An 18536-nucleotide genomic window follows, 5' to 3' on the forward strand; every position below is an offset into this window, starting at 1 on the left:
TTTTCTGCATGTCTATGGTGCAAAAATGTCTACTCGGCCGCCGGGAACTGGAGTGAGGGCCACTTAGGCAATGAAAAAGCCTGGGTCATACCTTTGCGGATGACCCAGGCTGCTGTTCGAATCGCTTAGAACTCGCCGGACGGTTTCCGGGTGCGCGAACGCACCATGGCGCGACGCGAGCTGTCCGAGCGGCCCATGAAGGTTTGCGGAATCCAGAAGGAGAGGAAGAACAAGCCGATCCCAATCGCGAATGGCCAGACGTTGTTCAGGCTTCCCCAGGAGAAGGCGTAGATGCCGCCGAGGAAGAGGACGAGAAAGACCACGAACAGCACAATCGAGGTAAAGAGATTGTTTTCGCGTTCTGGTTCGTTGGTGGACAAGGCTTCCTCCTGAAGTCGGTTCATCATAATTCTAATACGAGCTGCTGCCGGTGCTGCCGGTCACGATCGCAATCCCGGAGCTAGCGCCAATTCGGCTGGCCCCAGCTGCGATCATTGCTTCGGCGTCCTCACGGCTGCGCACTCCACCGGAGGCTTTGACGCCGATCTCGGGCCCGACCACTGAACGCATTAAAGCGACATCTTCCACTGTTGCACCGCCACCGTTGAAGCCGGTGGAAGTTTTCACGAAGTCTGCACCGGCTTCGACGGCGGCTTCGCAGGCGAGTACTTTTTGCTCATCATTGAGCAGTGAGGTTTCGATAATCACTTTGAGAATCGCTCCACCGGCGTGCACGGCTTCGGCGATAGCGGCAATATCGTCGACCAAGGCGCCTTTATCGCCGGCTCGTGCGGCGGCGATATTAATCACCATATCGACCTCATCGACACCGTCCAGGGTGGCGCCGCGGGCTTCGAAAACCTTCACATCGGTGGGGGTGGCACCGAGCGGGAAACCGATCACCGAACAGCTCAACACCGGGGAGTCGCGCAGTGCATTGTGTACGGTCTTGACCCAGATCGGATTAACACAGACCGACTTGAAGCCATATTCGATGGCCTCGGCGCAGACTTTGAGCACATCTTCTCGGGAGGCTTCCGGCTTCAGCAGCGTGTGATCAATGTAGCTGGCTAGGTTTTCAGTCATGTGGTTATTCTCTCAGGTTTTCGTGAGCTTGGAGCTAGAGACCGAGTGCTTCGCGTACATCGTCTAGCACGCTGTCTAATTCGGCCCGGGCGGCGCGTTTAGCCGCTGGCAAATCGGCTGCCGAATCAACCGGCACGATGACTTCTAGATAGCACTTGAGTTTGGGCTCAGTGCCGCTCGGTCGAATGATCACCCGGCTGGAGTTCTTAGTCAAGTAGAGCAGGCCATCGGTGGGAGGGAGGCTTTCGCTCCCGGCCGCCAAGTCGATTGCGGCATCGACCGCCGAGCCGCCGAAACTCTGCGGTGGATGCTCCCGTAGTCGATTCATCATGGCGCTCAGCAAGCCCAGATCGGCGACCCGAACACTCAACTGGTCCGAGGCGTGCAGCCCGTGCCGTAACGCCAAATCGTCGAGCGCGTCGAAGATGGTGCGACCCTGAGCCTTGGCGTCGGCCGCGAGCTCAGCAATCAACAGTGCAGCGGAAATTCCGTCCTTATCGCGAACCAGGGACGGTGCGACACAGTAGCCTAGAGCTTCTTCATAGCCATAACTCAGCCCGGGCACCCGGGAAATCCATTTGAAGCCGGTGAGGGTTTGGTGATGTTCAAAATCGTTAGCGGCGGCAATTCGGGCCAGCAGCCGGGAGGAGACAATTGAGTTGGCGAAGACGCCGCGCGGAACTGCGGTTTCGCCTTCAGCGGCCGGAAGGGCAGGGCTATCCGGATGAGCTGGAGCGGCTGGATGAGCCGGAGTGGCGGCGCTACGAGCGACTAAATGAGCGCCCAATAGGGCACCCACTTCGTCACCCCGGAGCATCCGCCATTGTCCACTGCTCGGGTCGACCGCGGCCACTGCGGCTCGGTCCGCATCGGGGTCATTCGCCAGCACGATATCCGCGCCGAGCTGTTCCGCCGTCTGCAAGGCGAGGTCCAAGGCCCCGGGTTCCTCTGGATTCGGGAATGCGACGGTGGGGAAGTCAGGGTCTGGTGCGGCCTGCGCGCTGACCTGGCTGACATCGTTAAAGCCAGCTGACCGGAGTACTTGCTCGGCTGTTTCGCCGCCTACCCCATGCATCGGTGTGAGCACGATTTTCAGTTCACGGGCCGGGAATTGCTCTGGCTTGAGCAGTTCTAGCAGGCCCTGAGCATAGGCGGCGATTATTTCGCTCGCCACGGTTTGCCAACCGCTCGGGGCCAGCTCAATCGAATCCAGCGGGCCAACAGCGTCGATCTGCTGCGCAATCAGCGCATCGTAGGGTGCCACAATTTGTGAGCCGCGGCCTGACTCGTCGACGGCTCGGCCGCCTAGGTAGACCTTATAGCCGTTGTCCTGGGGCGGATTGTGGCTCGCGGTCACCATCACGCCGCCCTCACAACCCAGCGCACGCACCGCAAAGGCCAGCAACGGGGTCGGCAGCGCGGAAGGCATCAGGAAGGTTTCGATGCCGGCAGCGGTAAAAATAGCAGCGGTTTCCTGGGCAAAAATATCTGAATTGTGCCGGGCGTCGAAGCCGACCACAGCACGTGGCCGATAGGGCTCAGCTGCTTCGCTGGCCTGTGCGAGCAAGAACGCTGCAAGGCCGGCTGCCGCACGGCGCACCACGACACGATTCATCCGGTTTGGTCCGGCCCCCAGGGCTGCGCGCAGTCCAGCGGTGCCGAATTGCAAGGTACCGGCGAAAGCGTCCTGCAACTCCTGCACCGCCTGAGCAGTGATACTGGGATCTTGCGCTGATTGGACTGCCTCGAGCAGGGCACGCAATTCCGCGGCGGTTGCCGGGTCGGGGTCTGCATTCGCCCATTCCTGGGCGCGGGCGAGTAACTGGGCGTCAACGGCAGTCATGGTTCAAACCTATCCGGATTTACTTTTGAGGCGAATCAGAGCTTACTAATAATAGCGGCGAGCAGTGCGGAGATTCGCGGTCCGGCTGCCTCGCCGGCTTCAATCACTTCTTGGTGACTGAGCGCGGTTTCGGAGATCCCTGCCGCCAGGTTAGTCACCAGCGAGATACCGAAGACCTCCATTCCGGCGTGCCGGGCGGCAATCGCTTCCAGCGCGGTGGACATGCCTACCAGGCTGGCGCCGATGGTCTTGGCGTACTGCACCTCGGCCGGTGTTTCATAGTGTGGGCCGGTGAACTGGGCGTAGATCCCCTCATCCAGGGTGGGGTCGACTTCGCGGGCAAGGTCGCGCAAGCGGCTTGAGTACAGATCGGTGAGGTCGACAAAAGTGGCGCCCTCAAGCGGCGAGGTGGCGGTCAAGTTAATGTGATCGCTGATCAACACCGGTGTGCCTGGAGCCCACTGCGGGTTGAGGCCGCCGCAGCCATTCGTCAGGACTAGGGTCTTCGCCCCGGTCGCTGCCGCGGTGCGCACCCCGTGTACCACGGCGCGCACTCCTTTGCCCTCGTAATAGTGAGTGCGGGCTCCCAACACCAGGGCACGCTTGCCCTCTTTGGTCAGCACGGACCGAATGGTCCCGACATGTCCCGCCACCGCAGGTGCCGAGAAGCCAGGCACATCGCTTGCGTCCAATGTGGCAGTGGTTTCACCGATCAAATCGGCTGCTGCGCCCCAGCCAGAGCCCAAAACCAGGGCAACATCATGATTCTGCACCCCGGTGTGTTCGGCAATGTACTGGGCTGCCGCAGCTGCGGCGTCGAAAGCTTCCTGAAAATTACTCACCGTCATAACATACCGGCAGGATCAGCCTTGGCACACCCTGAGCTTGGAGCAGGCTCCTGAATGCGCGAGAATAGTGCACTGTGAGCATCCAAACTGATTTGCAAATTCCCTCCCTGGCAATTCTTGGTGGTGGCCCTGGCGGTTACGAGGCGGCAACCGTGGCGGCCGCTCTCGGTGCCAAGGTAACGATCATTGAGCGCGCGGGTTTGGGCGGTTCCGCGGTGCTCACCGACGTAGTGCCTTCGAAAACTTTGATTGCCACCGCCGATGTGATGAATCGTTTTGCCGGGGCAAGCGATTTGGGGGTGCGCTTCGACGTTGACGGCGGTGACTGCGTCCCGCTGATGCGAGCCGATATGAAAGAAGTCAATGATCGGTTGATGCGGCTCGCTCAGGAGCAATCTGCTGATATCAAAGCTGGCTTGGAAACTTCAGGGGTGCGGATCCTGATCGGCCAGGGCAAGCTGCTCGATAATCACACTATTGAGGTGACTAGCGACAACGGGGTCGAAATTGTCACCGCCGATGCCATCTTGCTCGCGGTGGGCGCGCATCCGCGCGAACTGCCCTCCGCTAAACCTGACGGCGAACGAATTCTGAATTGGGCGCAAATTTATTCGCTGACCGAGTTGCCACGGGAGCTGATCGTGGTCGGCTCGGGCGTCACCGGTGCGGAGTTCGCCTCAGCCTATGACGGGCTGGGTTCACGGGTGACGTTGATTTCCTCCCGAGATCAGGTGCTTCCCGGCGAGGACCCCGATGCAGCTCAAGTACTTGAAGACGTCTTCGCCCGTCGCGGCATGACTGTGCTTTCCCGCTCCCGCGCGGAGTCCGTGGTGCGCACCGACGATGGCGTGCTGGTCACCCTCGCGGATGGTCGCACCGTGACCGGTACGCACTGCCTGGTCTGTGTCGGCTCGATTCCCAACACTGAAGGCATTGGGCTGGAAAATGCGGGGGTGGCGCTCACCGAAGCCGGGCACATCAAAGTCGACGGTGTTTCCCGAACCACCGCGCCGAACGTCTATGCGGCCGGTGACTGCACCGGGGTACTTGCCTTGGCTTCGGTTGCCGCCATGCAGGGACGGATTGCGATGGCTCATTTGCTTGGGGACGGACTGCGGCCGATCAAGCTGATGCAGGTGGCATCAAATATCTTTACTTCACCCGAAATCGCCTCGGTGGGTGTTTCGGAGGCGGATGTGCTGGCCGACCGTTATCAAGGTGATGTGATCAAACTTCCGCTCAAAACCAATCCGCGCGCCAAGATGCGCGGCACCACCGATGGCTTCGTGAAGATCATCGCGCGCCGGGGCTCCGGCACAGTGATCGGCGGCGTTGTGGTGGGCGCTAATGCCTCCGAACTGATCTTTCCGATCGCGCTCGCGGTGACGCAGAAGCTTCACGTAGACGACGTTGCCTCGACCTTCACCGTTTATCCTTCGCTAACAGGTTCAATCTCCGAAGCAGCCCGCCGCCTGCACGTCCACATGTAGCGTTCGCGGGGCTGCCCTTCGCTTCGTCACCGCCGAGTTCGCGGTTAAGTCTCGGATTCGCTAGAAATTACTAGCGAATCCGAGACTTAACCGCGAACTCGCGCTGGATGGAGGCCCAGAGCGACGGTGGCTGATGATGTCCGCATTGTGGACTCGCCGTCCACAGAGTGAAAGATTGTGGGCTGCTCAGGACTACGATGACTAAATCTATTGAGGATTAGGCAGCCGCAGTAGCGGTCGTTGGGGCACAGCTGGACTGCCGTTAGTGGAAAGCTCGCACATGTCAGTGAACGATGTCGTTATTCCCAAGGCCAATACCCGGGGGCGAGTGATCATTGCCAGTCTGGTTGGCACGTCGATCGAGTTTTACGATTTCTACGTCTACGCCACCGCAGCGGTTTTGGTCTTCCCCAAGCTTTTCTTTCCCAATGCCGACGGGGTCACCCAGCTGCTGAGCTCCTTCGCCGTCTTCGGCGTCGCATTCGTTGCCCGGCCGATTGGCTCGATTCTCTTCGGCCATTTCGGCGACCGGATCGGTCGCAAGGGAACCCTGATCGCTTCACTGCTCACGATGGGCATTGCCACCTTCCTGATTGGCTGTTTGCCCACCGCACAGGTCGCTGGATGGACCTTCTGGGCACCCGCTCTGCTAGTGGTGATGCGGTTCGCACAGGGTCTGGCGCTCGGTGGAGAATGGAGCGGGGCCGCCCTGCTGGCCACCGAGAACGCGCCTAAGAACAAGCGCGCGATCTATGGCACCTTCCCTCAATTGGGGGCACCGATTGGCTTCATTCTGGCCAATGTGTTGTTCCTAGTGCTCAATCTGACGCTTTCCGCTGAGGCCTTCAGCTCATGGGGCTGGCGGATTCCCTTCCTGGCCAGCGCCGTGATGGTGATCATCGGCCTCTATGTTCGGCTGAAGCTGGTGGAGACCCCGGCTTTCCAGAAGATCGTCGAGCAGGGGGAAGTTTCTAAACTGCCGATCGGTCGGGTCTTCCGGACCAGCTGGTGGCAGCTGATCCTTGGCACCTTCATCATGCTGGCGACCTACGTGCTGTTCTACTTAATGACCACCTTCACGCTGACCTTCGGCACCACAGCGGCGAGCATTGATGATGCTAAGGCTGCTGCGGTGAAAGCCGGTAAGCCGATGACTCAGGCCGCGATTGATGCCTTCGTGCCGGGCCTTGGCTACACTCGTAATGACTTCCTGCTGATGCTTATTGTCGGCGTGGTGTTCTTCGGTATTTTCACCCTGGTGGCTGGCCCGCTCGCGGAGAAATACGGCCGCCGCAAGTCCCTGATCGTGATCACCGCGCTGATTTTCGTCTTCGGGCTATGCTTCGTGCCCCTAGTGGCTGGCGGATTCGTTGGCGCGATGGCTTGGCTGATTATTGGCTTCACTCTGATGGGGCTGACCTTCGGGCCGATGGGAGCGTTCCTGCCGGAACTCTTCCCGACTAATGTCCGCTACACCGGCTCAGCGGTCAGCTACAACGTCTCCAGCATCCTGGGTGCCGCGGTGGCGCCGTTCATCGCCGTTGCACTCTGGCAGGCCGCTCACGGCAGCACTTGGCTGGTCGGCATCTATCTCAGCGCGATGGCGGTGCTCACGCTGATCGCGTTGTTCCTCTCCAAGGAAACCAAGGATAAGGATCTGGTGGAGCTCAGCTCCTAAGCCGAACGGGATGCTGGGGCGGGCAGCCTCTGCAGCCGGTAAGAAGAGCCTTGTTAAAGATTGAGTGTGCAGATCTGCAGGTTATGAAGCGTTCATAACCTGCAGATCTGCACACTCGGCGTTTAAGGCTTGACGAGGCCCGTCGGGGCTGCCGTCCTATTCGTCGATGGTGGCAATCACAGCACCGGCCGACACCGTGTCACCGGGCTTTGCGCTCAGACCGCTAATGGTGCCGGAACGGTGAGCGGTCAGCGGCTGCTCCATTTTCATCGCCTCCAGCACCACGATCAGATCGCCCTCGGCGACCTGATCGCCGTCCGCCACTGCAACTTTCACGATGGTGCCCTGCATCGGGGAGGTGAGCGCATCGCCATCGGCCACGGTCGCGGCTGCACTGCGTGAACGCCCCGGCTTCTTACCCTTGCCCTTAGCTGGGGCAGTTCTGCTCCCGGCCGCCGCGAGCGAGGCGGGCAGCACCACTTCAAGTCGTTTCCCGCCAACTTCGACGGTGACGCGCTGACGCTCGGACTCGTCCTCGGCATCGCTGACCGCAGCGGGTGCAAAAGCAGGCAGATCGTTGACGAACTCGGTCTCGATCCAGCGAGTGTGCACGCGGAATGGCTCTGCGGTGAAGGCCGGATCGCTGACTACCAGGCGGTGGAAAGGCAACACGGTTGGCATCCCGGTGACCTCGAACTCAGCGAGCGCGCGACGCGAGCGTTCCAGGGCTTGCTGCCGGCTGGCGCCGGTGACGACGAGCTTGGCGAGCATTGAATCGAAATTGCCACCAATCACCTCTCCGGACTCAATGCCGGAATCAACCCGGACCCCAGGACCGGTAGGAAGTTTCAACGTTTCGACGGTGCCTGGGGCTGGCATGAAGTTGCGGCCGGGGTCCTCGCCGTTGATGCGGAACTCGAAGGAGTGGCCCCGAATTTCGGGGTCCTGATAGCCCAGTTCCTCGCCGCGCGCCAGCCGGAACTGCTCGCGCACCAGATCAATGCCGGAGACCTCCTCGGAAACCGGGTGCTCAACCTGCAGACGAGTGTTAACCTCCAGGAAGGAGATCACCCCGTCCTGACCCACCAGGAACTCGCAGGTGCCAGCGCCCTGGTAATTCGCCTCCCGAAGAATGGCCTTGGAGGCTTCGTAAAGCCGAGTGTTCTGTTCTTCACTCAGGAAGGGGGCCGGAGCTTCTTCGACGAGTTTCTGATTACGACGTTGCAGCGAGCAGTCCCGGGTGGAAACCACTACGACATTGCCGTGCGCATCCGCCAAGCACTGGGTCTCAACGTGCCGGGGTGAATCCAAGAAGCGCTCGACGAAGCACTCGCCGCGGCCGAAAGCGGCCACTGCTTCACGGACCGCTGATTCGTAGGCCTCGGCGATTTCGGCGCGCTCCCGGACCACTTTAATACCGCGGCCGCCGCCACCGTAAGCGGCTTTAATGGCTAACGGAAGTCCGTGCTGATCAGCGAAATCCAGCACTTCTTGGGTGCTCTGCACCGGGTCTTTGGTACCCGGCACCAGGGGTGCGCCAACCTTTTCGGCAATGTGCCGAGCCTGCACTTTATCGCCCAGTTTCGAAATGGCATCGGGGGAAGGACCAATCCAGATCAGCCCGGCGTCTAAGACTCGCTGTGCGAATTCAGCGTTTTCGGAGAGAAAACCATAACCGGGGTGCACGGCGTCAGCCCCAGACTGCGCGGCTACTTCAAGGAGTTTGTCCATCACCAAGTAAGACTCGGCTGCGGTTTGGCCGCCCAAAGCCCAGGCCTCATCGGCCAGTCTGACGTGCAGCGCCTCACGTTCCGGTTCGGCGTAGACGGCTACCGAGGCGATGCCTTCGTCGCGTGCCGCACGGGCGACCCGAACTGCAATCTCGCCGCGGTTAGCAATGAGTACCTTGGTAATGGTTGGCACGCTGTGATTCGACACCTAGACTCCTTCTACATCTTTCCAGCTTGGAGCCTAGCGCTTTTGTGAGGGTTTCGCTGAGACATCAGCCAAATCTGCGGGTATTTCTTTATTTTATTGTAGGGAAGCTACAAACCGGAGCGGTAAGAGTTCAACCATCGGCCCGGAAGCCGTCGACCAGTCTCGAACGAATGAGGAACCTGACACCCTCCGGGGCCTCGAGTGAAAAGCCGCTGCCACGTCCTTTCACCACATCGACTGTCAGATGAGTATGGCTCCAGTAGTTGAATTGTTCCTTCGACATCCAAAATTCCAACGGCCCCTCGGGCAGGGTAAAGACACCAAGCAGTACGTCAGCGGCTGAGGTAATGAATTCGCCTGCGGGGAAACACATTGGTGAGGAGCCGTCGCAGCAGCCGCCAGATTGATGAAACATCAGCGGCCCATGCTGCTGCCAGAGGTTGGCGAGCAATTCTTGGGCAGATTCGCTAAGCGCGAGTCTGGATTGGCTCTCACCCTCGATGGTTATGGAGGCTGCTAGTTCTGGCATTGTGCCCTACTCACTGGGTTTCCGCTCGCAGTTTTGACGACGCCTCGGCTGAGGCTCTGGGTGGCTGGGACGCCGAGAACCGTTGGAAGGCCCCGCGACTTCAGGGGCGATGTCGAGGGGGCCTCCCAACGGTGACTTGGGGCTCAGCCTCTAGAAGAAGCCCAGCTTGGTTTCGCCGTGGCTGACCAGTAAGTTCTTGGTCTGCTGATAGTGGTCGAGCATCATTGCGTGGTTCTCCCGGCCAATACCGGAAGACTTATAACCACCGAAAGCTGCTCCGGCCGGGTAAGCGTGGTAGTTGTTCACCCAGACCCGGCCGGCCTGAATTTCTCGGCCAGCCCGATAGGCGACATTGCCGTTCCTAGACCACACCCCGGCACCCAGGCCGTACAGTGTGTCGTTGGCGATCTGCATCGCCTCCGCGTAATCGTTGAATCGAGTCACCGAGACCACCGGACCGAAAATTTCCTCTTGGAAAATTCGCATGCTGTTCCGGCCTTCAAAAATAGTGGGCTGCACATAAAAGCCTTCGGCAAGGTCACCCTCCAGCTGAGTTCGGGTCCCGCCGCTAAGCAGTTTCGCGCCCTCCTGCTTGCCGATATCGATGTAGGAGAGGATCTTTTCCAGCTGATCATTAGAGGCCTGGGCACCCAGCTGAGTTTCGGTATCCAGCGGATTGCCCTGGATGATCTTTGCGGTTCGTTCCAGCGCATCTGCCATGAAGCTGTCGTAAATCGAGTCTTGGATCAAGGCACGGGAAGGGCATGTGCAAACTTCTCCTTGGTTGAAGGCATAGAGTGTGAAGCCTTCCTGAGCCTTGTCGTAGAAAGAGTCATTGGCAGCCGCAACGTCTTCGAAGAAAATGTTCGGACTCTTGCCGCCGAGTTCAAGGGTGACTGGGATCAAGTTGGCACTGGCATATTGGCTGATCAGCCGACCAGTGGTGGTTTCGCCGGTGAAAGCGATCTTTCTGATCCGCGGGCTGGAAGCGAGCGGCTTCCCAGCTTCGACGCCAAAACCGTTGACAATATTGAGCACCCCAGGCGGCAGGATATCTGCGATCAGCTCGGCCAAAACCAAAATCGATGCCGGTGTTTGCTCAGCAGGTTTGAGGACTACCGCGTTACCTGCGGCCAGCGCGGGAGCGAGCTTCCAGACAGCCATCAGGATGGGGAAGTTCCACGGAATGATTTGGCCTACTACGCCGAGCGGCTCGTGATAGTGGTAGGCCGTCATGTCCTCATCGAGCTGAGAGAGATGCCCCTCCTGAGCTCGAATCGCTGAGGCGAAGTAACGGAAATGATCGGCCGCGAGCGGCATATCGGCGTTCAGCGTCTCGCGAATCGGCTTACCGTTGTCCCAGCTTTCCGCAACCGCCAGCAATTCGAGGTTCGCCTCAATCACGTCAGCGATGCTGTTCAGCGCTGCCGCACGCTCGGCAGCCGAGGTTTTACCCCAGGCTGGAGCCACCTTATGTGCGGCATCGAGGGCTAACTCAATGTCTTCTGCGGTGCCCCGGGCCACCTCGCAGAACGCCTTCCCGGTGACCGGCGAAACATTCTCGAAGTACTGTCCCTTGACCGGGGCAACCCACTCGCCGCCGATCCAATTTTCGTAGCGGTTCTTGAATTCAACCTTGGCACCCGGTTGACCTGGAGGGGTGTAAACACTCATCGCTAACTCCTTGACTGTGAAAAGACCTCGTCGTCTTATCATCAGGCTAGGAAGCTAAGGGTTGCACTGAGGTTGCATCGCTCAATTCAGTAACTGCTCCAGGTGGGCCACCACGGCAGCACGCCGTGGCGAGCGAGCGGGCAAGACCCGTAGCGCGGTTTGCCAGGCTTGGGCGTCATCACTGGTTTCCGGTAATTGTAGGTACTGCCAGAGCACCTCGGGGGCGGCATCGCTGAGCATCACCTCCCGGAGCTGATGACTCAGCCTATTGCGCAGCTCGACAATGGCCGGGGCCTCCGAGCGTGGCAGCAGTAAACCCGAATACTCGGTCAAAGCCATTCGGTGTGCGCCCCGGTCGAGGAAGCCAAGTACCTTTTGCAGGTCAAGTTGCATTGCTTCGGGCAGTCGATAGGGTCGGGACTGCAGCGTCAAGGCGGTGTCGAAACTAGCTAACTGTCGCCGAAGTCTCAGTAGCTCTGCGCGCACAGTGCTGGCCGGGGTGTGCTCGGTGTAGACCATCTCGCTGAGCTCCTCGGTAGTTAAACCGCTCGGATGCATCGCGAGCAGCACCATTAGCTCGGTGTGCCGCTCGCTTAGCGCCGTGGACCGTCCGGATCGTCGTAGCAATCCACGATCCCGGCCCAGTGTCTGCAAACTCAGCATGCCTCGACTCAGCGTGTCTCCACTCCGGGTTCCTCGACTCCGTGTTCCGGTGTGCACTTCGCCGCCGCCCTGAGTTGGTTGAACAAGTCGCTGCCCGCCGGTCGAGGCTGCACCGGGGGAATGTTTGTTACGTAGCTTTTGCAGGCTGAGTTCGGCGCGTGCGGCCGCCACCGTGGCCTTCACCAGCGAGAGCGAATGCCCGGCGACGGCATGACTGCCACCTGAAATATCAATAACGCCTAGTAGTTCATTGGTCTCTGGATGCCTAATGGGCACCGCCGTGCAATTCCAGGAGAAAACCAGTTGGCTGAAGTGTTCGGCTCCGGCGATTTGCACACTTCGGCCGGTGGCGAGCGCGGTGCCCGGCGCGCTGGTCCCCATTGCCGCTTCGGACCAGTCGGTGCCCGGCAAGAATCCCGCGTTCTCCGCCATCGCGCCGAGCCGATGGTCTCCCTCCACCCAGAGCAGTCGCCCGTGTTGATCGCCTACCGCGATGAGAAGTCCGCTGTCCTTACCGGGATCCACGAGTAATTGGTTGACCACCGGCATAATCGCGGCCAGCGGATGCCGTTCCCGATAGTCCCGGAGTTGGCGCTCATCCCAAGCCGACCGCCGAGCTGGCGATTGGTTAGCACTCGCATAACGCAGTGAACGTTCCCAGGAAGCACGCACCACCGAGCGCAGGCTGCTATCGACGACCTGGCGTTCGACAAGTCGTTGATGTGCGAGCTGAACCTCACGTTGAAAATTCAGGTCAGTCAGCTGATACTGCTGGCTGAAGGCCCAGCTTGCAGGATTGATGGCTGGCACGCTCACGGTAGCTCGTCCCCTTCGACCGAGATTCCCTCAAGTCTAGGGGGTCTCGGGCCTCTTGAGCTGCCAAAGTTCGGTAATTCCGACTCCGCGCTGGCTGAGCAGCTCGCGCAGCGTGGAGACCGAAAGCCCAACCACTGCGTGCGGGTCGCCATTGACGCTCGTGATGAAGGCACCGCCCAGACTATCGATGGTGAAGGAGCCAGCGACCTGGAGTGGTTCGCCGCTGGCCACATAGGCGTCGATTTCGTCCTCGCTGAGGGTAGCGAAGCTGACGGTTGCCGAGGCCAGCGCCCCGTTCCCGGTCGCTCCAGCGCCGCTGGCGCCACCGTCACGGTTGTCTACCAACCAGTGGCCGGTGTGCAACACTCCGGAACGTCCACTCATATTGCTGATTCGGAGCTTAGCGACCTCGGGTTCCCACGGTTTACCGTAAGCCTCACCCTCAAACTCAAAGACCGAGTCGCAGCCCAGGACCAGCGCATCCCGGCTTTCGGCCAGTCCGGCGACCGCCTCGGCCTTAGCCCGGGCAAGCAGTAGCGCGATCTCAGAGGGTGTGGTCACACCGGCCTGGGCGGTAACCGCGTCCTCGTCCACCTCGGAGACCCGCACCGTGTGCCGGATTCCGGCGTCGCTGAGTAACTTTGTTCGAGCGGGTGAGGCCGAGGCCAGGACTAGCCGCGGAATCACCAGGCTTGCTGGACGTTCGGCGGCATCTGAGGTGCCTGCGGCTGCTGCACGGGTGCCTGCGGATTTTGCGCCAAGTAGGCGGACTGTCCGGTGGCGCCGGGTTCGCCAGCAGCGAGTGGAATCACGAAGGCAGCGGTGCCGTAAGCGCAAACCTCGGTCCAGGTCTGGCCCATTTCAGAGGTGTCGAAGCGCATCGCAATAATCGCGTTGGCACCTTTCTGCTGGGCTTCATTGACCATCCGGTTCATCACTTCGTGGCGGCTCTCATAGAGCGCCTTGGTCATTTCGGGCAGCTCGCCACCGCCCAGTGAACGGAAGCCCGCGGTGATGTTTGCGCCAATGTTTCGGGCGCGCACTGTCAGGCCCATTACTTCGCCGAAGATGGCATCGATTTTGTACCCCGGAACGTCATTGCTGGTAACGATGATCATATTTTCCCCTTGGATCGTGAATTAGTGACTGCGCTTAGAGTATCTCCGCAGCAAAGGCTGCACCAGCGCAACATCTCTGGGCTAGCTTTGAAGCCCATTTGAATTGTTCAGCTGGTGCAGCCTTTCGCTGACTTAGTTGTTCAGCCCAGCAGCGCCTTTTTGAGTACGTCTAAGGGCAGGCCGCCTAGGTTCAGCGCTTCAGTATGGAAGTTTTTGACGTCGAAGTTCTCACCTTCGCGCTGTTCCCGCTCGTCCCGGATTTGCTCCCAGATCCGCTGGCCCACCTTGTAGGACGGCGCCTGCCCAGGCCAACCGAGATAGCGCAGGTACTCGAAATTGAGCTGACCTTCGCTGATATCCAGATTCTTCCGGAGGAACTCCAGGCCGGTCTCCGCCGTCCAGGTGCCCTGACCCCAGCGTTGTGGAATTTCCAGCTCGAGGTGCACGCCGATGTCGAAAACTACCCGGGCGGCGCGCATCCGCTGACCGTCGAGCATGCCCATCTTGTCGCCCGGATCGCTCAGGTAGCCAAGCTGATCCATCAAACGTTCAGCGTAGAGCGCCCAGCCTTCGCCGTGCCCGGAGACCCAGCAGAGATTACGTCGCCACATATTGAGCAGTTCGCTCTGATAAGCCGCGGTGGCGCACTGCAGATGATGGCCCGGCACGCCCTCGTGATACACCGTGGTGGTTTCGCTCCAGGTGGTGAAGCTGTCTTCACCTTCGGGAACTGACCACCACATCCGGCCCGGGCGGGAGAAGTCGTCGCTCGGCGGCGTGTAGTAAATGCCGCCATCCTGGGTGGGGGCGATCTTGCATTCGAGCTTCTTCATAATGTCCGGGATGTCGAAATGAACCCCGGCAAGCTCCTGGACAGCGGTGTCGGAGAGTCGCTGCATCCAAGCGGTTAGCGCTTCGGTACCCTTGAGCTGGCGTTCCGGATCGCTATTGAGGATTGCTTTGGCTTCCTCAATGCTGGCCCCGGGCTTGATCTGTTCGGCTACGGCCTCCTGCTCGGCAATAATCCTGTCCAGCTCTTCGACGCCCCAACGATAGGTGTCTTCCAAATCGACGGTGGCGCCGAGGAACTCACGGGAAGCGAGTGCGTAGCGCTCCCGGCCGACAGCATCCTTGGCCGGAGCCGAGGGCAGCAGCTCGGTCTCCAGGAAGCTGGCGAGCTTGAGATAAGCCGCCTTAGCCTGTTGCGCACCCTCCTCGAGCGCCTGCTGATGCTCTGCGGCTTGCTGAACGCCGTCGGCGGCTAGCTTGTCGAAGAAGCCTCCGTCCGCGCCGTATTTGCCGGTCTGCTCGATCACAATTTTGACCTGCCGGGAGGCGGCGACCTTGCCGTTATCCCGAGCGGTGGCGAGCGATTGCAGGTAGCCGTCGATCGCGGTTGGCACGTTCTTCATCAGGCCCGCGATGTGGCCCCACTGTTCTGGGGTATCGGTGGGCATCAGATCGAAGGCGGCTCGGATGCCCTGGGCCGGGGAGGCGATATTGTTCAGCGTTGCCAGGTCCCAGCCGCTTTCATGCGCTTCTAAGCTCAGGCCGAGTCGTTCACGCATTGCGTCGAGGGTTACCTGATCGACAGCGTCGACCGGGTCCAGCGTGTTCAAGAGGTCAAGGGTGCGTTGGTCCAGCTCGGCGAGCGCGGCAAGGCCGGCCGGGGAGTGGTCGTGGTATTCGGTCTCATGCCCCGGGAAGCCGAGGCTGGTAGCCAGTTCTGGGACTAGTTCGAAGAGCTGCTCAGCATATTTTTCAGCGGCGGCGTCGATGGCGGACGGGGTGCGAGTGGGTTTGGTGTTCTCAGTCACACAGCGAGCCTAGTGGTATGTGTCACAAGAGGCCACTTCGGCACGATTACTCGCCGTGCTGGTTAGCGCCAACTGCTACGTTTCCACGCACCCGGTCCGGGAGCGGGTGCAAGCCGCAAGTTGCTGCGCCGCACCCAGCTTCGACCGGAGCCGGGCTGGTTGGTGTCCGGCTCTTCGTTTTCGTTGGACAAAGCAAGCACGACGGCGGTCAGTGCGGCGAGCTCTTCGGCGTTCGGCTGGCCCTTAACTACCTGGAGCAGCGGCAAATCCGCTTGTTCATCAGCCTGAGCCTGCGAAGCGAGGGATGGGGCCACAGCGGCGGGGTTCCCTGGCTGAGCTGGCGAGGCGAGGGGGTCGCTGGGGATCATAGGGGAATGTTCCCGTGCTTCTTCGCCGGCAGCGAAGCCCGCTTATCGCGGAAGGCGCGCAGTCCGCGAATCAGTTGCACTCTGGTCTCCGAGGGGGCGATAACGGCGTCAATGTAGCCCAATTCGGCCGCCTGGTAGGGGTTTAATAACTCTTCCTCGTATTGCTGAATAAACTCGGCACGCTTGGCTTCGACGTCGCCACCCTCGGCAGCGGTGGCCGCCAGTTCACGGCGGTAGAGGATATTTACCGCTCCCTGTGCACCCATCACACCGATTTGCGCGGTGGGCCAGGCCAGGTTGAGGTCTGCGCCGAGCTTCTTGGAGCCCATCACGATGTACGCTCCGCCGTAGGCCTTGCGGGTGATCACGGTCAGCTTGGGCACGGTCGCCTCGGCATAGGCGTAGAGCAACTTCGCACCACGACGAATGATGCCTTGGAACTCTTGGTCCTTACCGGGCAGGAAGCCGGGAACGTCGACCAGGGTCACGATCGGCACGTTGAAGGCATCGCAGTGCCGAACGAATCGAGCAGCCTTTTCCGAAGCGTTGATATCTAGCGTGCCGGCGAATTGCATAGGCTGATTGGCTACGATGCCAACCGTATGACCTTCGATCCGGCCATAGCCAATAATGACGTTCGGGGCGTAGAGCGATTGCATCTCTAAGAAATGCCCGTCGTCAATAATGCCCTCGATCACGGTGCGCATATCGTAGGGCTGGTTGGCCGAGTCTGGAATCAGAGTGTCCAAGGCGAGATCGGCATCAGCTATTTCGGCCACTTGATCATGATCGGTGAGCGGAGACTCGGAAAGATTATTGGAGGGCAGGAAATCTAGCAGTTCACGGACGAACTCGATGGCGTCGGCTTCGTCGGAAGCCAGGTAGGTCGAGGTTCCTGTGGTGGCATTGTGCTGCCGGGCACCCCCCAAGGTCTCCATATCGACGTCTTCGCCGGTGACCGTCTTAATCACGTCGGGGCCGGTGATGAACATATGGCTGGTTTTATCGACCATTACCACATAGTCGGTGAGTGCGGGGGAGTAGGCTGCGCCACCCGCGCACGGTCCCATAATGAGCGAGATCTGCGGTACCACGCCGGAAGCGTGCACGTTATTACGGAAGATATCGGCGAACATTGCCAGCGAGGCAACGCCCTCTTGAATTCGGGCACCGCCGCCGTCGTTGATGCCGATCACCGGGCAGCCGTTACGCAGCGCGAACTCTTGAACTTTGACGATTTTCTCGCCATTAACCTGGCTCAGTGAGCCGCCGTAGACGGAGAAGTCTTGGCTGTAGATCGCCACTAGACGACCGTCGACGGTGCCATAGCCGGAGACCACGCCGTCGCCCAATAACTTTTTCTTTTCCATCCCGAACGCGGTGGAGCGGTGCACGGCTAAGGCGTCGAACTCCACAAAGGAGCCCTCATCGAGCAGGAGGTCAATGCGTTCGCGGGCGGTGTGTTTGCCGCGGGAGTGCTGTTTTTCGATGGCTTCTGGCCCGGAGGGCTGGGCCGCCAACGCAATCCGGTCGCGGAAATCAGCGATCTTTCCCGCGGTGGTGGTTAGGTCATGGCTCATCGTGATACCGGCTCCTTTGGGCAATTCCTCTAAATCCTTCCCAGCTTAGTCAGCATCCTTCCAGGAGCGACTGTAGGAAACCTACAAATTTCATCAAAAACCATAACAAGTTACTTATCAGTAACATTTTTCCGCAGAAGATTGTAGTCTTGGCTTATGAGCGAACAGAACAGTGCCTATCGACCCGCTGAAGGGCGTTCCTTGGCAGGCAAGGTCATCCTGATGTCCGGCGGCAGTCGAGGAATCGGGCTGGCGATTGCCTTGCGTGCCGCGCAGGATGGCGCCAAAATCGCCTTACTGGCGAAAACTGATCAACCGCACCCGGCTCTGGAAGGCACCGTACATACCGCCGCCGAGCAGATTCGCCAAGCGGGCGGTGAGGCCTTGCCCGTGGTGGGCGACGTCCGAAATGACGAATCGGTAGCTGACGCCGTCGCCGCCACAATTGAGACCTTCGGCGGCATAGACGTAGTGGTCAATAATGCCTCCGCGATTGACCTTTCCGGTACTGATGCGCTGGCCATGAAACGTTACGACTTAATGGCCGATATCAATGTCCGGGGCACCTTTCTGCTTTCGAAGCTGGCGCTGCCTGCTTTGCGGGAATCCGCTAATGGTCACATCCTGACCCTATCGCCGCCGCTGAACTTGAATCCCAAGTGGTTCGCTGGTCACCTGGCCTACACGATGGCGAAATACGGTATGAGCATGACTACCTTGGGGCTGGCTGAAGAGCTCAAAGCTGATGGAGTTTCGGTCAATTCACTCTGGCCGGTTACCGCAATCGACACGGCAGCAATCCGGAATATTCTGGGCGGTGAATCTTCGGCCAGGCTCTCCCGGAGTTCGGACATTATGGCCGATGCGGCTCACGCTGTACTTACTCGGCCGCGGGGTCAGTCAACCGGGAATTTCTTTACTGACGAAGCCGTGCTGACCGAGGAAGGCATTACCGACTTCACCGGTTACAGCTTGGGGGCGCCCGAGGACAAGCTGATCAAGGACTTCTTCCTGGACTGAAGACGTCCCATGGCACCAAGTGCAGCCTCCGAGGGTTTGAGCTACCCTCAGGCTCCGGGTGGATAGGA

Annotated in this window: 16 protein-coding genes; 3 read left to right on the forward strand and 13 right to left on the reverse strand. The window is 60.0% G+C overall.

The window, feature by feature from the left end; all coding sequences use genetic code 11:
* Positions 1-125 precede the first annotated feature (125 nt).
* Genes UM93_RS00810 through UM93_RS00825 form a run of 4 tightly spaced genes read right to left on the reverse strand, consistent with a single transcriptional unit; the run spans position 126 to position 3771 of the window.
* A complete protein-coding gene (locus UM93_RS00810; protein ID WP_324606741.1) occupies positions 126-380 on the reverse strand; it encodes a hypothetical protein in 255 nt (84 codons plus the stop codon).
* Positions 381-411: 31 nt separating this feature from the next.
* Positions 412-1086: a deoxyribose-phosphate aldolase gene (gene deoC, locus UM93_RS00815; RefSeq protein ID WP_045073080.1), complete on the reverse strand. Its 675-nt coding sequence runs from the start codon at positions 1084-1086 to the stop codon at positions 412-414.
* 34 nt (positions 1087-1120) lie between these two features.
* Positions 1121-2929, reverse strand: coding sequence for a phospho-sugar mutase (locus UM93_RS00820; protein WP_045073081.1), 1809 nt, complete (start codon positions 2927-2929; stop codon positions 1121-1123).
* Positions 2930-2964: 35 nt separating this feature from the next.
* On the reverse strand, positions 2965-3771 hold the full coding sequence (locus UM93_RS00825) for a purine-nucleoside phosphorylase (RefSeq protein WP_422784945.1): 807 nt from the start codon (positions 3769-3771) through the stop codon (positions 2965-2967).
* Between the two features lie 80 nt (positions 3772-3851).
* Between UM93_RS00825 and UM93_RS00830 the strand changes: the two genes are divergently transcribed.
* Both UM93_RS00830 and UM93_RS00835 read left to right on the forward strand, forming a co-directional pair.
* Entirely contained in the window at positions 3852-5267 is a 1416-nt protein-coding gene (locus tag UM93_RS00830; protein ID WP_045073085.1) for an NAD(P)H-quinone dehydrogenase, read from the forward strand.
* Between the two features lie 280 nt (positions 5268-5547).
* Complete coding sequence (locus UM93_RS00835; protein WP_045073087.1) at positions 5548-6945, forward strand: MFS transporter; 1398 nt, start codon at positions 5548-5550, stop codon at positions 6943-6945.
* 156 nt (positions 6946-7101) lie between these two features.
* On the opposite strand, the gene UM93_RS00840 is transcribed toward UM93_RS00835, so the two are convergent.
* The 9 genes from UM93_RS00840 to UM93_RS00880 form a co-directional block, all read right to left on the reverse strand.
* The gene (locus UM93_RS00840; protein ID WP_045073088.1) at positions 7102-8883 is read right to left on the reverse strand and encodes an acetyl/propionyl/methylcrotonyl-CoA carboxylase subunit alpha; all 1782 of its coding nucleotides are present in this window, start codon (positions 8881-8883) and stop codon (positions 7102-7104) included.
* Positions 8884-9013: 130 nt separating this feature from the next.
* A complete protein-coding gene (locus UM93_RS00845; RefSeq protein WP_045073090.1) occupies positions 9014-9412 on the reverse strand; it encodes a DUF779 domain-containing protein in 399 nt (132 codons plus the stop codon).
* A gap of 150 nt (positions 9413-9562) precedes the next feature.
* Positions 9563-11086, reverse strand: coding sequence for an acetaldehyde dehydrogenase ExaC (exaC, locus tag UM93_RS00850; protein ID WP_045073092.1), 1524 nt, complete (start codon positions 11084-11086; stop codon positions 9563-9565).
* An 81-nt stretch (positions 11087-11167) separates the two neighbouring features.
* A complete protein-coding gene (locus UM93_RS00855) occupies positions 11168-12565 on the reverse strand; it encodes a sigma-54-dependent transcriptional regulator family protein (RefSeq protein WP_234399348.1) in 1398 nt (465 codons plus the stop codon).
* A gap of 36 nt (positions 12566-12601) precedes the next feature.
* Positions 12602-13249: a Maf family protein gene (locus tag UM93_RS00860; protein ID WP_045076655.1), complete on the reverse strand. Its 648-nt coding sequence runs from the start codon at positions 13247-13249 to the stop codon at positions 12602-12604.
* Positions 13249-13683 carry a YbjQ family protein gene (locus UM93_RS00865; RefSeq protein ID WP_045073094.1) on the reverse strand — a complete coding sequence of 145 codons (435 nt, stop codon included), beginning with the start codon at positions 13681-13683 and terminating at the stop codon, positions 13249-13251. Before UM93_RS00865 ends, UM93_RS00860 begins: the two co-directional genes overlap by 1 nt.
* Positions 13684-13823: 140 nt before the next feature.
* Positions 13824-15500 carry a DUF885 domain-containing protein gene (locus UM93_RS00870; RefSeq protein ID WP_045073096.1) on the reverse strand — a complete coding sequence of 559 codons (1677 nt, stop codon included), beginning with the start codon at positions 15498-15500 and terminating at the stop codon, positions 13824-13826.
* 62 nt (positions 15501-15562) lie between these two features.
* Positions 15563-15868, reverse strand: a complete 306-nt coding sequence (locus UM93_RS00875; protein WP_082056954.1) for an acyl-CoA carboxylase subunit epsilon — start codon at positions 15866-15868, stop codon at positions 15563-15565.
* Complete coding sequence (locus tag UM93_RS00880; protein ID WP_045073098.1) at positions 15865-17448, reverse strand: acyl-CoA carboxylase subunit beta; 1584 nt, start codon at positions 17446-17448, stop codon at positions 15865-15867. Before UM93_RS00880 ends, UM93_RS00875 begins: the two co-directional genes overlap by 4 nt.
* Positions 17449-17604: 156 nt before the next feature.
* On the opposite strand from UM93_RS00880, the gene UM93_RS00885 reads away from it, so the two are divergent.
* Positions 17605-18468: an SDR family oxidoreductase gene (locus tag UM93_RS00885; RefSeq protein WP_045073099.1), complete on the forward strand. Its 864-nt coding sequence runs from the start codon at positions 17605-17607 to the stop codon at positions 18466-18468.
* Positions 18469-18536: the final 68 nt, after the last annotated feature.

This window comes from Psychromicrobium lacuslunae, assembly GCF_000950575.1.
Taxonomy (GTDB): Bacteria; Actinomycetota; Actinomycetes; order Actinomycetales; family Micrococcaceae; genus Renibacterium; species Renibacterium lacuslunae.

What these genes read in the sequence shown, in the direction of transcription:
- UM93_RS00885 (WP_045073099.1), top strand. Translation starts at nt 17,605, where the DNA reads ATGAGCGAACAGAACAGTGCCTATCGACCCGCTGAAGGGCGTTCCTTG.
- UM93_RS00845 (WP_045073090.1), bottom strand. Translation starts at nt 9,412, where the DNA reads ATGCCAGAACTAGCAGCCTCCATAACCATCGAGGGTGAGAGCCAATCC.
- UM93_RS00880 (WP_045073098.1), bottom strand. Translation starts at nt 17,448, where the DNA reads ATGAGCCATGACCTAACCACCACCGCGGGAAAGATCGCTGATTTCCGC.
- exaC (WP_045073092.1), bottom strand. Translation starts at nt 11,086, where the DNA reads ATGAGTGTTTACACCCCTCCAGGTCAACCGGGTGCCAAGGTTGAATTC.
- UM93_RS00865 (WP_045073094.1), bottom strand. Translation starts at nt 13,683, where the DNA reads ATGATCATCGTTACCAGCAATGACGTTCCGGGGTACAAAATCGATGCC.
- deoC (WP_045073080.1), bottom strand. Translation starts at nt 1,086, where the DNA reads ATGACTGAAAACCTAGCCAGCTACATTGATCACACGCTGCTGAAGCCG.
- UM93_RS00835 (WP_045073087.1), top strand. Translation starts at nt 5,548, where the DNA reads ATGTCAGTGAACGATGTCGTTATTCCCAAGGCCAATACCCGGGGGCGA.
- UM93_RS00820 (WP_045073081.1), bottom strand. Translation starts at nt 2,929, where the DNA reads ATGACTGCCGTTGACGCCCAGTTACTCGCCCGCGCCCAGGAATGGGCG.
- UM93_RS00875 (WP_082056954.1), bottom strand. Translation starts at nt 15,868, where the DNA reads ATGATCCCCAGCGACCCCCTCGCCTCGCCAGCTCAGCCAGGGAACCCC.